At 68.7% G+C, this 12,992-nt stretch carries 16 protein-coding genes and 1 riboswitch; of the genes, 8 read left to right on the top strand and 8 right to left on the bottom strand.

Annotated elements, in window-relative coordinates; all coding sequences use genetic code 11:
- Positions 1-2 precede the first annotated feature (2 nt).
- Complete coding sequence (locus tag LR394_RS20855) at positions 3-1,211, bottom strand: MFS transporter (protein WP_231444471.1); 1,209 nt, start codon at positions 1,209-1,211, stop codon at positions 3-5.
- A 107-nt stretch (positions 1,212-1,318) separates the two neighbouring features.
- Here LR394_RS20855 and LR394_RS20850 point away from each other — a divergent pair, with 107 nt between their 5' ends.
- The 6 genes from LR394_RS20850 (at position 1,319) to LR394_RS20825 (ending at position 5,684) form a co-directional block, all read left to right on the top strand.
- The gene (locus tag LR394_RS20850; RefSeq protein WP_231444469.1) at positions 1,319-1,834 is read left to right on the top strand and encodes a MarR family winged helix-turn-helix transcriptional regulator; all 516 of its coding nucleotides are present in this window, start codon (positions 1,319-1,321) and stop codon (positions 1,832-1,834) included.
- Between the two features lie 446 nt (positions 1,835-2,280).
- Complete coding sequence (locus tag LR394_RS20845) at positions 2,281-2,682, top strand: GntR family transcriptional regulator (protein WP_231444468.1); 402 nt, start codon at positions 2,281-2,283, stop codon at positions 2,680-2,682.
- Complete coding sequence (locus tag LR394_RS20840; protein WP_231444467.1) at positions 2,679-3,602, top strand: ABC transporter ATP-binding protein; 924 nt, start codon at positions 2,679-2,681, stop codon at positions 3,600-3,602. The genes LR394_RS20845 and LR394_RS20840 overlap by 4 nt, the downstream gene beginning before the upstream one ends.
- Positions 3,599-4,297, top strand: a complete 699-nt coding sequence (locus LR394_RS20835) for a hypothetical protein (protein ID WP_231444466.1) — start codon at positions 3,599-3,601, stop codon at positions 4,295-4,297. Before LR394_RS20840 ends, LR394_RS20835 begins: the two co-directional genes overlap by 4 nt.
- A 6-nt stretch (positions 4,298-4,303) precedes the next feature.
- A complete protein-coding gene (locus LR394_RS20830; protein ID WP_231444465.1) occupies positions 4,304-5,017 on the top strand; it encodes a hypothetical protein in 714 nt (237 codons plus the stop codon).
- A 28-nt stretch (positions 5,018-5,045) separates the two neighbouring features.
- Complete coding sequence (locus LR394_RS20825; protein ID WP_231444464.1) at positions 5,046-5,684, top strand: nitroreductase family protein; 639 nt, start codon at positions 5,046-5,048, stop codon at positions 5,682-5,684.
- 245 nt (positions 5,685-5,929) lie between these two features.
- On the opposite strand, the gene LR394_RS20820 is transcribed toward LR394_RS20825, so the two are convergent.
- The 7 genes from LR394_RS20820 to LR394_RS20790 all read right to left on the bottom strand — a co-directional run bounded on the left by LR394_RS20820 (position 5,930) and on the right by LR394_RS20790 (position 10,170).
- Positions 5,930-6,088, bottom strand: a complete 159-nt coding sequence (locus LR394_RS20820; protein ID WP_231444463.1) for a hypothetical protein — start codon at positions 6,086-6,088, stop codon at positions 5,930-5,932.
- Positions 6,089-6,253: 165 nt separating this feature from the next.
- Positions 6,254-7,060, bottom strand: a complete 807-nt coding sequence (locus tag LR394_RS20815; RefSeq protein WP_231444462.1) for a L,D-transpeptidase family protein — start codon at positions 7,058-7,060, stop codon at positions 6,254-6,256.
- A gap of 5 nt (positions 7,061-7,065) precedes the next feature.
- Positions 7,066-7,380, bottom strand: coding sequence for a hypothetical protein (locus LR394_RS20810; protein ID WP_231444461.1), 315 nt, complete (start codon positions 7,378-7,380; stop codon positions 7,066-7,068).
- A 128-nt stretch (positions 7,381-7,508) separates the two neighbouring features.
- Positions 7,509-8,075, bottom strand: a complete 567-nt coding sequence (locus LR394_RS20805; RefSeq protein WP_231444459.1) for a hypothetical protein — start codon at positions 8,073-8,075, stop codon at positions 7,509-7,511.
- Positions 8,072-8,638, bottom strand: a complete 567-nt coding sequence (locus LR394_RS20800) for an RNA polymerase sigma factor (RefSeq protein ID WP_231444457.1) — start codon at positions 8,636-8,638, stop codon at positions 8,072-8,074. Before LR394_RS20800 ends, LR394_RS20805 begins: the two co-directional genes overlap by 4 nt.
- Positions 8,639-8,695: 57 nt before the next feature.
- A complete protein-coding gene (locus LR394_RS20795; RefSeq protein WP_231444455.1) occupies positions 8,696-9,187 on the bottom strand; it encodes an FBP domain-containing protein in 492 nt (163 codons plus the stop codon).
- Positions 9,188-9,420: 233 nt separating this feature from the next.
- Positions 9,421-10,170 carry a hypothetical protein gene (locus LR394_RS20790; RefSeq protein WP_231444454.1) on the bottom strand — a complete coding sequence of 250 codons (750 nt, stop codon included), beginning with the start codon at positions 10,168-10,170 and terminating at the stop codon, positions 9,421-9,423.
- A gap of 203 nt (positions 10,171-10,373) precedes the next feature.
- On the opposite strand from LR394_RS20790, the gene LR394_RS20785 reads away from it, so the two are divergent.
- Both LR394_RS20785 and gcvT read left to right on the top strand, forming a co-directional pair.
- The gene (locus LR394_RS20785) at positions 10,374-11,570 is read left to right on the top strand and encodes a MalY/PatB family protein (RefSeq protein ID WP_231444453.1); all 1,197 of its coding nucleotides are present in this window, start codon (positions 10,374-10,376) and stop codon (positions 11,568-11,570) included.
- A 37-nt stretch (positions 11,571-11,607) separates the two neighbouring features.
- Positions 11,608-11,711, top strand: a riboswitch (glycine riboswitch).
- A gap of 161 nt (positions 11,712-11,872) precedes the next feature.
- Positions 11,873-12,991: a glycine cleavage system aminomethyltransferase GcvT gene (gcvT, locus tag LR394_RS20780; RefSeq protein ID WP_231444452.1), complete on the top strand. Its 1,119-nt coding sequence runs from the start codon at positions 11,873-11,875 to the stop codon at positions 12,989-12,991.
- The last annotated feature ends 1 nt before the right edge of the window (position 12,992 follow it).

Raw genomic sequence — 12,992 nt, 5'->3', positions numbered from 1 at the left:
CCTTAGAGCCGCCTGAGGTTTCGTACCGATGGCGGGATCAGCGCCAGTGCAGTTGATCCCGCCATGACGGACGCGGTCGCCAGCAACCAGCGATGCTCGCCGATGCTCTGGGCGAGCGGTCCGGTCAGAGCCAGGCCAAGCGGGCGCATCACGTACGAGCCCACCTGGTCGAAGGAGTACACCCGGGCCAGCTTGTCCGGCGGGATCTGCTGCTGGATCGCCAGATCCCAGTTCACGCTGAAGATCTCCAGCCCGACGCCGTGCACGAAGGCGCCCAGCAGGATCGCCGGCAGTGGTACGTTCAGGGCCATCGCCAGCGGGAAGCAGGCGGTCAGGGCCAGAAAAGCGGTGCCGGAGAACAACAGCCGCCGCGGCCGGAAGCGCAGACTGATCACCCCTCCGACCATGAACCCCGCCATCAGCGCGGCGAGCGACAGCCCCCAGGCCTGGTCACCGAACTCCCGGGTGAGCACGATCGGCCCGACCACGCCCTGCACCCCGCCGTAGACCAGGTGATAGACCAGCGCCTGCCCGATCAGCACCCACAACCAGGTGTGCCGGAACACCTCCCGCGCACCGGCCCCCAGATCGTTCAGCAGCGACTCGCTGCTCGGCATGGCCTGCGGCTGCACTTTCATGGCGGTGAAGCAGAGCGCCGCCACGGCAAAGGTCCCCGCGTCGACCGCAATCGCTACCCCCGGCCCGAAGAACCCCACCAGCACCCCGGCCAGGCTGAATCCCGCCACCATCGCCGTGTTCTGCGAAAGTCGCAGCGCCGAGATGGCATTGGGCAGAGCCTCGGCCGGAACGGTCTGCGCCACCACTGCCCGCGAGCTCGGCCCGGCCAACGCCGCCAGCGCTCCGTTCACCCCACCCATCACCGCCAGCAGCGGCACGCTCGCCCACTGCATCACCAGGGCCACGGCCACGAAGGCCTGGGCGAGCCCGGCCAGCCAGGCTGACCCCCGCATCAGCAAAGTCCGCGAGAACCGGTCGCCGATCACCCCCGAGACCAGCGTGGTCAGCACCTCGACCAGGGCATACGCCGCCACCACGAGCCCGAGTTCGGTGGCCGAGCCGCCCAGGTGCAGCACCGCCAGGGCCAAGGCGACCGGGGCGATCGCCGAGCCCAGGCTGGTGACCGTCCGCCCGGCCAGAAGCCAGCGGAACGCCGGCGACGCCCAAGCTGCAGGGTCCATGCTGCTGGCCATGTCTCTCCCTCGGACGCTGCTGCCGGACCGGCTCAAGATAGTTCGCCAGCGAAATATCTGCCAGCGAATTATCTCCGCCGGAGGCGCCGCCGGTTATCCTGCCCGGCATGGCTGAGGACTTCGCCGAGCGGCACGTCGCTCGCTGGCGGGACCACTGGATCGACATCGACTTCGACGAGCCGGTCGAGCTGGCCATGGTGCGGATCTCCCGGATCAAGCGCCATACCCGCGAGGCCACCCGCAGGGCCTCGGCCGAGGTGGGCCTGCAGGTCCACGAGTACGAGACGCTGCACGCCCTGATGATCCGCGACACCCCCGGCACCGCCTCGCCCAGCGAGCTGGCGCAGGCGGCCGACGTCTCCCCGGCCGGCATGACCGGGCGCCTGGACAGCCTGGAGAAGGCTGGCCTGATCAAGCGCCGCCCCAGCCGCACCGATCGTCGCAGCGTCACCATCGAGGCCACCTCCCGCGGGGCAGACGTCTGGCGCAAGGCAATGGCCCTGCGGGGCGAGGCCGAGCGCAACCTCCTCGGCGCCCTCACGCCCAAGGAACTGGCCGCCCTCAACCGCCTCCTGCGCAAGCTGGCTGTGGTCGTCGACGCCGAATACCCTGCCGAACCCTGACCGCTCGGTGGTCGGAGCACCATGACCAGCAGTGGCGATAACGGGCCGTGCCAGCCGAGGGGTGGGTGCGGTCTTGACCAGTCCCCAGCTGTTCGGCCCGCCACTCCGATCGCTTAGCTCATCGGGAAGAGAAAGCACGCCATAGCGTTGTTTTGTCTTCTCACTATCTTCGACGGGCGATAACAGGCTGTGCTAGCTGGTGGGCCGAAGGTGAAAGCTGCGGCCGGAGGTGAAGCCCGGGCAGTCCAGCACCTACCCGGCTACCTGCGTAACCAGCCTGGCGCGCGGGCTCAGCCACCCCGTCCCACATTTGCCCTAAAAGCCCGCTGGCCTGCGCAAAGACCCCCATCGACCGGGCCGGGCGCAGCAATCGGCGTTGACACCCGCCCGCCCAGGTTGCATGGTTAGTTACATGAGTAATGAACCAGCAAGGTGGGTAACCCCCGATGGATGAGGGTCGGCCGATCTTCGTGCAGATCGCCGAGCGGCTGGAGAACGCGATCATCGACGGTTCGCTGGCCGAAGGAGCGCAGGCGCCCTCGACCACCGAGCTGGCCGCCTTTCACCGGATCAATCCGGCCACCGCCGCCAAGGGCGTCAATCAGCTGGTCGCCGACGGAATTCTGCACAAGCGCAGGGGGATTGGGATGTTCGTCTCCGAAGGGGCGCGCGGCCAGCTGCGCGAGCGGCGGCGTAACGCGTTCGCCGAGCAGTTCGTGGTTCCGCTGGTGCTCGAGGCCCGCAAGCTCGGGCTGGACGCCGACGAACTCAAGAACATGATCGACAAATGGGGTCAGGGAGCAGCCGGCACGGATCCGGCGGGCATCACTCAGGAGGGGAAGCGATGAACGCCCTGGAGAACCGCACCTCGCAGAAAGCGCAGGCCGGCAGCCTGCAGGGGGTGAGCAAGCGCTTCGGTGACTTCACCGCGGTGGACGACGTCAGCTTCGAGGTACGGGCCAACACCATCTACGGCCTGCTCGGGCGCAACGGCGCGGGCAAGAGCACGATCATGCGGATGCTGGCCGGCCACGCGCAGCCCACCCAGGGCCGGGTCGAGATGCTCGGCGCCGAGCCCTTCGAGAACGACGAGATCACCCAGCAGATCTGCTTCGCCGCCGAGAACCAGGTCTACCCGGACGTCTTCCGTGTGAAGGATGTGCTCACTGCAGGCCGGCTGCTCTACCCCCGGTGGGACGAGGCGTACGCGCAAGAGCTGATGGAGGTGTTCAACCTTCCGAAAAAGCGCCAGGTGAAGAAGCTTTCCCGGGGTATGCGCTCGGCCGTGGGCATCGTGGTCGGCCTGGCCTCGCGCGCTCCGGTCACCATCTTCGACGAGCCGTACCTGGGCCTGGACGCCACCTCGCGGCAGCTGTTCTACGACCACCTGCTCGCCGACTACGCCGAGAACCCGCGGACGATCATGCTTTCCACCCACCTGATCGACGAGGTGAGCGAGCTGATCGAGCACGTGCTGGTGATCGACCGCGGCCGGCTGGTGATCAACGAGGAGGCCGAGCTGCTGCGCGGCCGGGCGGTCAGCGTGAGCGGCCCGAGCGATCTGGTGGAGAAGTTCAGCTACGCGATGACCAGGCTGCACGAGGAGCAGATGCTCGGCCAGAGCCGGGTCACGGTGCTCGGCGATCCGGAAGACGCCCAGCACGCCCGCACCCTCGGCCTGGACGTGAAACCGGTTTCGCTGCAGCAGCTCGTGGTCCAGAGCACCACCCAGGTCAACCCGGAGAAGAAGGCGGAGGGCGAGCGATGAACCGCGTAGTCAGTGCAGCCCGGCTGCACCTGCTCAGCTACCAGAACGTGGCGATCCCGTGGGCCGTGCTGGCCAGTGCCCTGGCGGTGAACCTGCTGCTGTTCGGCTCGATGCAGGCCGGCGGGGCGAGCGAGGAGGCGGCCTTCACCGGCGGCCTGGTCTCGATCTACATCGCCGCCTCGGTCAGCGCCGTGCAGCTGATGAACAAGCACTTCGACTTCGCCGTCAGCTTCGGCCTGAGCCGCCGGGGCTACCTGCTCGGCACCGCGCTGTTCGCGCTGGGCATGGCACTGGGCTCGGCCCTGCTGCTGTACGCGCTGCTCGGCATCGAGCTGGCCACTGGCGGCTGGGGCCTGGAGCTGGAGTTCTTCGGCGTGGCCGAGCTCTTCACCGCCAACCCGCTCACCGCCGTGCCCTCGTACGCCGTGCCGATGCTCTTCTTCATCGCCGTGGGCGCGTTGTACGGCGCGATCAACCACCGCTGGGGCATGACCGGTGTGTATGCCGCGACCCTGCTGGCCGTTCTGGTCGGTGGCCTGGGCGCGGTGCTGCTCACCTACACCAAGGCCTGGGCCTCGTTCTTCGGCTGGTGGGCGGACCAGCCGCACCTGGCCCTGCTGGCCGGCTACCCGCTGATCGCGGCCGCACTGCTGGGGGCCGGGACCTACCTGGTCTCCCGTCGAGTGGGAGCCTGAGAACAGATGAGTAACAGGATGCGCCGGGTCGCCCTGGCGGCCCGGCTGCACACCCTCGGCTGGCACTCCCTCTCCGTGCCCTACTCGGTGATGTTCAGTGCCCTGCTGGTCAACTTCGTGATCTTCGGCCTGCTGCGCGGTTTCGGGGTGGACGAGAACGAGGCCCAGTTCACCGGAGGCCTGCTCTCGCTCTACATCACCGTCGGCGTCATGTTCGTCGTGCTCGTGAACGAGCCGTTCCGCTTCGCCCTCGGCTTCAGCCTCACCCGCCGCGCCTACCTGTCCGGCACCGCGCTGTTCGCCCTGGGGCTGGCGCTCGGCTCGGGCGTGTTCCTCTACCTGATGCGGCTTCTCGAACAGCTCACCGGCGGCTGGTTCCTGCAGCTGGAGTTCTTCGAGATCGGCGGCTGGTACACCGGCGACCCGATCAGCCAGATCATCGGGTACGCCGCCCCGATGCTCGCGATCAGCGCCTTCGGGGCCCTGCTGGGCGGTTTCTACGCCCGCTGGGGGACGATCGGGGTCTGGGGCGTGCTGACCCTGATCACGCTGGTGGTGATCTTGTTCATCCTGGGCGTGACGCTCACCCAGAACTGGATGTCGGTGGGCCAGTGGTTCGTGGATCAGCCGATGGTGGCGCTGCTGGCGGGTTACCCGTGGGCCATCACCGCGGTCCTCGGCGCGGCCACCTACCTGCTGCTACGAAAGGTCAATGCCTGATCAGGCCCCTCACGACGGGAAGAACCATATGAGCCTGCTCGATCTGAACCCCGACGAACTGCTCTCGACCACCCGCGCCGTCCGCAAACGTCTCGACTTCGACCGCCCGGTGCCGGACGACCTGGTGCGGGACTGCGTAAAGCTGGCCCTGCAGGCGCCCTCCGGCTCGAACTTGGTGACGATGCAGTTCGTGGTGATCCGCGACCAGGCCAAGCGTCAGGCGGTCGGGCAGATCTACCGCGAGCTGTACGCCAACTACAAGCGCTCGCCGAACTACCCCGGGAATCCCACCGGCGACGCCGAGCGCGACCGGGTCCAGGCGAAGGTGGCGGCCTCGGCCGACTTTCTCGGCGAGCACCTGGGGGAGGCGCCGGTACTGGTCCTCGGCTGCAACACCGGGCCCAACCGGGCTGCGGCGAGCGCCGGGCTGAGCAACATCCTGCCGGGGATGTGGAGCTTCATGCTGGCTGCGCGGGCCCGTGGTCTGGGCACCGCCTGGACCAGCATGCACGTGGCGCGCGAGCGGGAAGTGTCCGAAATCCTCGGAATTCCGTACGAAACGGTGGCCCAGGCGGTGCTGACTCCGCTGGCCTTCACCAAGGGCACCGACTTCCGCCCGGCCCAGCGGCCGGAGCCGGATGCGGTGATCCACTGGGACAGCTGGTGATCCGCCGGCTCACCTGTCTCAGTGCGAACTTGCTGGCCGGGCGTGCCGATCCGGCTCAGCAGCCCGGCTGATCGCAGCGAAAAGCCCGACGATCGGTGGATTTCGAGCCTACCCACGCGTTCGGGGTGTCCCTACCGCCGGGGATGCGTTAAACCAGGCATACCCCGTCAAGCCGATTTGGTCGCGACGCTGTCCTTCTCACCCCGGGACGGATGCCGCGACCAAATCGGCGATGGCGCTGTGGATCAGCTGTAGAACGCGGTGAACTGCGCGTCGAGGTAGGCCAGGTCGGGGTGTGCCCGCAGATCGAGCAGGAGCTCGTCGACCTGGAGCTGTGCGCTGAGTACCTCGAGCTTGTCTGCGCAGGCGTCGAGGATGCTCGCGAGGCGGCTGAGTTCGTCCATGGCTCAAGCATGTGCGGAGAGCTAGTTGAACGTCACGACACCGGCCCCGATTGCACTCCGTCGGAGCAGTCCGTCACCCACCGGAGTAGCTGGCCGAGGTCGGGCGCTGGGCCGATCGGGCGGTCCGTGATCACGCCTGCTCGGCGTGATCACGGACGAGGGGTCTCAGGCCTGGATCTCGATCGGGGTGCCCAGCGGCAGCGTCTCGGCCAGCTCGGTGATCACCTCGTTGGCCAGCCGCAGACAGCCGTGGCTGACGTCCGAACCGAGCTTGTCGGGCTGGTTCGTCCCGTGCAGCCCCAGTTGCCCAGGCCCGCCGGCGAACTTCTGCAGGGTGTCCGAGTGCCCGGAGATGCCGAACGCGTAGGGCCCGTAGGCGCCGTCGGCGTTGTTCGGCTGGATCAGCTCGGTCAGGTAGTACTCCCCGGGTGGCGTCGGCGTCGCGGCCTTGCCCACCCCGACCTCGTGCTCACCGATGCTCTGGCCGTTCTTGAGCACCTGGAGCTGGTGCTTGCGCATCGAGACCACCAGCCGGTAGGGCGAGGTCGAGAGCTGCACCTCGTCCCGGGAGATCCAGCCGGTCGAGCCGTTCGGCCGGGTCGGCAGGTGCACCTTCAGCCACTCGTCCTGCTCGTCCGTCACCAGGAAGGTCAGTGGGCCGCCACTCTCGATCGGGCTGGCCAGCGACTTCCCGTTCTTACCGCCCGGCTTCTTGAACACCGAAACCTCGGCGCCGGTCGCGGTTGCCACCAAACTGCTGCCCTCGGAAAGGTTCTCCAGGTGGCTCACCGCCTCGGCCTGGCTTTCAACTTGAGACGCTTGCGGCGCCGGGGGAGCTGAACTCGCCTCGGGTTCGCTGGAGGAACATCCGGAAAGCAGCACGCCGCAGGCGATCACCGAAGCGGTCAGGATCTGCGGGGCGCCCCGCCGGGCACGAAGCCCGGCGGAGCGACCACGGAAAATTCGGCGCACCAGGCTCAGCCGGTGAAGCTCGGGTTGCCCCGAACCGGCTTGGCCGGGACGGCTTCAGCGATCTCGTCGGCCGGGACCGGCCGAGCCTCGGTCGGCTCTTCCGTGGTGTCAGGGCTCGGGGCCACGGTCGGTTCCTGGGTCGGCTGCCGCTTTTCGGCCGGCGTGGTGACGGCCTCGGCGACCTCGTCCTCCACCGTGGCCGCCGGGCGGGGGGTCTCGGCCGGCTTGGTGTCGGAGCTGACCGCCATCGCCGTGCCGGACGCCCCGAACAGCAGTCCCGCCGAAACCAGAACCGCAGCAACCAGCTTGGTCTTACGCATCGTTCCTCCTCGTTCGGTGATCCGGCCGGACCGGAGGGCCACTGCGGCACCGGATCACAGAACGAACGACTCGCGGCCGATCAGAAAGGTTGTGCCGGGCCAGGATTTCCGCAGAAGTAGTTCGGCAACTACTCGGCGTCGCCGGCCACGATGGGTTCCTGGGTGGCACCGGGCACCTCGGAAGTCGGCCGGGCCTCGGTCGGGTCCTCGGTGGCCGCCGTCGGCGACTCCGGCGCATCAGGGCGGAGCTTGCTCTCAGTCTCCCGGACCGGGGCCTGCGAGGGTTCGGTGCGCTCCGGCGTCCGGTTCTTCCGGCTGTCGTCGGTCGGCGCATCCTCCAAGGACGACGGCTCTGCCGACGGCGCGACCTTCGGTTGCTTCTCGACCGCCGACTCGGTCGGCGTAGGAGCCGGCTCGGCGGGGACGCTGCTCACCGCCGGCGGCCCAGCCGGGACCACCTCTACCCGTTGCTGGTCGTCCTGGTTCAGCAGCAGCGGAATCGCCAGCACCGTGGCCGCGATCGCAGTGGCCGCCCCGACCGGCACCATGATCGAGGGCCGCAACCACGGCACCCGCTTCTCCTTGCGCATGCCCTGGCGCAGCCGCTCGCGGGAACCGGCCCGGACCTGGATGTCGCCGAGTTCCTCGTCCATCTGCCCCCGCAGCCGCTGGGCGAGCAGTTCGTCGTCCGTCATCGCTGATCCTCCTTCCCGTCGAGCACCTTGCGCAGCTTGGCCAGGCCGCGCGAGGCGTACCCCTTAACCGACCCGACCCGCAGCCCGAGAGCGTCCGCTGTTTCCTTCTCCGACAGATCCAGGTAGTGCCGCAGCAGCACCACCTCCCGCTCCCGCCGCGGCAGCGCCGCCAGCGCCGCGGTCAGCGGCCCGGGCAGCTGTGCCTTCAGCACGGCGTCCTCGGCACTGATCTGGTCGTGGTGCCGCAGCCCGGCCAGCCGCTGCACCACCGAGCGCCGCCGTAATCGCGAGCGCGCCGTGTTGATCACGCTGCGGTGCAGGTACCCGACCGCCTCGTCCTTGTTCCGGATCCGGTCCCAGCTGTTGTACACGGCCAGGAACGCGTCCTGCACCACGTCCTCGGCCTGGGCCGGGTCCCCGACCAGTACGGTCGCCACCCGCAGCATGCGCAACTGATAGCGGTCGAACAACGCCTCGACCGCGCTCTGTGGATCGAGCGACGACAGAGCCGGCAACTCCTCACCGACCCCGGGCGGGTTGCCGGCAGACCTGAACGTGACCATCACCTCGGTACGACGCGCGACCCTGTGCGGAGGTTGTGCGATCGACTGTGCCTCAGGTCACTCGTCCTTCACGACCGCGCTGACGAAGGCGTACACGTTCAGCTGCAGGGCCTCGATCCGCTGGATGCGGGCGGCCTCACGGTCGAAGCCCTCGTAGGCGGGCGGCGGCAGCACCCGGACGTTGGCCGAGCACTCGAAGTCCGCGCAGGCCAGGGTGCCCAGGGTGTTGCCGTTGCGCCCGGCCTTGCCGGCCCGGCGGGCGCTGAAGAACACCACGTCGTTGGGCAGCGTGACGTCCTCGCACCAGTTGCACAGCGGACGGCTGCGGGTGAGGCCGTCGGAGCGGCGCAGCACCACGCCGACCAGGGTTTCGTCGATCTCGGCGAAGACGTAGCCCTGGTTCGGGTACTTGCGGTCGCGCCAGCCCAGGTAGTCCAGGTTCTCCCAGTCCAGCTCGGCGAAGTTCTCCGGCAGCACGAGCTCCTTGCGCTCACGCAGGGTGGAGTTCACGAAGGATGTGCGGATCTGCTTCTCGGTGATGGAACGCAAAGTTCTGCCTCATGTCTGATCGCCCGGCAGCCTCGTCGGGCGGCCGGGAACAGTGGTCTCAAAGGGGGTGCCGAAGGCCGCAAAGGGCCGTGCAGAGCGCGGAGCTCTGGTCACCGATTGAGGGCAGAACTACCTCGTGCCGGCGCGGAGGGCGCCAGCAACCTCCAGACGCCCAGCGGGCGGAGGACACGAGTAGGAACCAGACACGTCAGCGAGTGTACGCCTGGTTCGGGTTACATCAAGGTGCTGTGGTCGTGCGGGTGTTTGTCGGTCCCGCCCGGAAGGTCGAAGTCCGCGACCGGCAGCTGGGCGGCGTCCAGCACGTACAGCAGAGACTTGTTCATCCGCTTGATCGCGGTCAGAGCGTTCTCGTTGTTGACCTGGGTGAGGACGTACGGTCCCCGGCTGCGCTGCAGCACCCGGAGGTTGCGGGCGGCGTTGCGGGTCAGGGTGTGCACGGCCGAGAGCAGGTAGTCGTGCGCCTCGGAGGTCACGCCGGCGCCGGGTTTCGCCTCGGTCAGCTTGGTGCCGAGGGCGGTCGTGTCCCGCACCACCTGCTCCAGATCGCTGGTCTGCTCGGCCAGATCGGGCACCGGCGTGCGGCGCTGACCGGCCGCGTAACGGCGGTTGTAGACCCGGGCCTGCTCACCCGCCTCCTGCATGGCCGGCAGGTACAGGCGTTCGGCGGCCAAGAACGTCTCTCGTTGGCTCATCAGCTCGCGCAGTTCGGGCAGGATCCGCTCCTGCACCTGGACCAGCGCGTCCTGGTCCTTCTCAGCCTCGCTGGGACCACCGAGCAGGCCGCCCAGCCGCAGGCCACCCAGCACGACCGCCACCACGAGCACCACGATCCCGAGGCCGAGCAGCAGCCGACGGCGGCGCACCGGATCGCGCAGGGGTGCTTCCTCGGCGATGTCGTGCAGCAGTTCGTCGGTGGCCGTAGGTGGGCTCTGCGGGGGAGTGTCGTCCGTGGCCGTGCTCATCCGCAGTCCCCTCACCGAGTGTGTTTCAGCAGGTCATCGGAATCAGGGACGTGGGTGGTGAAGTGGGTTTCCGGCATTCGGCCCAGCGGGCAACCGGTTTGGGTCAATGTCCGGCCCGGCGGTGACGCTCAGTGCTCGGACGCCTGACATGTGAGACTGGTGATCCGGGTTGCGCCGAGCTGAGAACCCTTGGAGGGTCATCGATGACCAGTCCCGCCTCGCCGGACACGGACGTCCCCTGGTTCGAACCCCCGTTGAGCTGGTTACGAGCCAAGCACGGGGTGAAATGGGCCCGGTACGGGTCCGAGATGCTGCCTGCCTGGGTGGCGGACATGGACTTTCCGGTCGCGCCGGTGATCAGGCAGGCTCTGGCCGACCAGCTGGAGCGCGGCGACGTGACCTACCCCGACTGGCAATTCGGCCCGCACCCGCTGGCCGAGCCGTTCGCCGCGCGGATGTCCGCCCGGTTCGGCTGGCAGCCGGATCCGCACGAGGTGCGCGGTATCGCCGACCTGATCTCCGGCCTGCAGATCCTGCTCGGCCTGACCACCGAGCCGGGCGACGGCGTGGTACTGCAGGACCCGAACTACCCGCCCTTCCGTAACACGGTGCCCGCGATGGGCCGTGCGCCGATCCGGCTGCCCCTGACTTTCCAGGACGGGCACTGGCGTCACGACTTCGACCGCCTGGAGAACCTCGCCGATGCCAAGGTTCTGCTGCTGGTCAACCCGCACAACCCGACCGGGGCTGCGCTGGAGCGCGAAGAGCTGCTCCGGCTGGCCGAATTCGCCGATCGGCACGACCTGCTGGTGATCTGTGACGAGATCCATGCCGACCTGGTGCACGATCCGAACCAGCACGTCCCGTTCGCCGGTCTGAGCCCCGAGATCGCTTCCCGTACCGTCACTCTGACGTCGGCCACCAAGGCGTTCAACATCGCCGGGCTGCGAGCAGCCGTTGCCCATCTGGGTTCGGCCGCGGTGCGCCGGCGGTGGGACTCGCAACCGCCGGAGATGCACGGCGTGATGAATGTGATGGGCGTGGAAGCGACCCGGGTTGCCTGGGAACAAGGGGACGATTGGCTCGCCGGGGTGCGGGCCCATCTGCTTCAGCAGCGGGGCCGGCTGGCAGCGGCGGTGGCCGAGATGCCCGGAGTGAGCTTGCGGTTACCCGATGCCACGTACCTGGCCTGGCTGGACTGCTCGGGTGCGGAGCTGGGCGAGGATGCCGGGCAGTTCTTCCGGCGGGTGGCCAAGGTGCGGATGAGCCCGGGCCCGGACTTCGGCGGCGGGCCGGAGATGGTCCGGTGCAACTTCGCCACCAGTACCGAGGTGCTGGACCTGATCACCACGCAGATCCGGAAAGCTCTGATCGGAAGTGGCTCCGTCATCCGGCGATGATAAGTTTGCCAGCTGCACTGAGAACTGAATACGCCGTCGACGCGCGACGGGAGAGCCTTCCTCCGTGAACCAGCGGCAGGAGGCGCCGTAGGAGCAACGCCTCCCCAGGAATCTCTCAGGCCCAGATACCGTCGCGACGAGGCAACTCTGGAGAAATCCGGCCCGATGCCGGTTTACCGAAGGTGAAGTGCCGCGTCGCCGAACGCGGTCAAGCTCTCAGGTCCCAGGACAGAGCGGGGAGGAATCGGCTCACCGGCGCACCCCAGGTGCGGCCCGGTCGCGATGGATTCCGGAAGGCAGCTATGTCCACGCCACGCCCCACCCCGCTGCATGACGTGCACAGCGCCCACGGCGCCCGGCTGACCGACTTCGCCGGCTGGCACATGCCGCTGAAGTACACCAGCGAGCTGGCCGAGCACGAGGCCGTGCGCACCACCGCCGGGCTGTTCGACCTCAGCCACATGGGCGAGATCCGGCTGTACGGCCCGCAGGCCGGTGCCGCGCTGGACCACGCTCTGGTGGGCCGGCTCTCGGCGATCGCGGTCGGCCGGGCCAAGTACTCGCTGCTGTGCGACGAGAGCGGCGGCATCCTCGACGACCTGGTCACCTACCGGCTCGACGAGGACGAGTACCTGGTCATCGCGAACGCCTCGAACACCGCCGTGGTGCTCGAGGCGCTGACCGCCCGGGTCCAGGACTTCGACGTGGAGATCACCGACGAGACCGCGCAGACCGCGTTGCTCGCGGTGCAGGGCCCGGCCTCGCAGGCGATCGTTCAGCAGCTGGTCGGCACCGACGAGGAGCGGGCGGCGATCGCCGGCCTGCGCTACTACGCCTGCATGCCGGCTCAGCTGGCCGGGCTGACGGTGCTGCTGGCCCGCACCGGCTACACCGGTGAGGACGGCTTCGAGGTGTACATCGGCGCCGACCAGGCCGTGCCGCTGTGGCAGGCCCTGCAGTCCGCCACCGAGGCCGCCGGCGGTCGGCTGGCCGGGCTGGCCTGCCGCGACACCCTGCGCCTGGAGGCCGGGATGCCGCTGTACGGCAACGAGCTCAGCCTGCAGACCACCCCGTACGCCGCCGGTCTGGGCCGCGTGGTCCAGCTCGGCAAGCCGTTCGTCGGCCAGGAGGCTCTGGCCCAGGCCGCCGAGAAGACGCCCGAGCGGGTGCTGACCGGCCTGACCGGCACCGGCCGCCGCGCCGCCCGAGCGGGTCACCCGGTACTCAACGCCGCCGGCCAGACCGTGGGTGTGATCACCTCCGGCGCGCTCTCGCCGACCCTCGGCCACCCGATCGCCCTGGCCTACATCGACCCGGCTGCCATCGACCCGACCGGCGAGGGCCAGTCCTTGCAGGTGGACGTGCGAGGGACGCTGCTGCCCTTCGACGTCACCCCGTACCCGTTCTACAAGCGTTCCTGAG

The organism is Kineosporia babensis (assembly GCF_021129305.1).
GTDB classification, from domain to species: Bacteria; Actinomycetota; Actinomycetes; order Actinomycetales; family Kineosporiaceae; genus Kineosporia; species Kineosporia babensis.
Note: the sequence above shows the minus strand (reverse complement) of the source record. Positions and strands in the feature narration are given on the sequence as shown.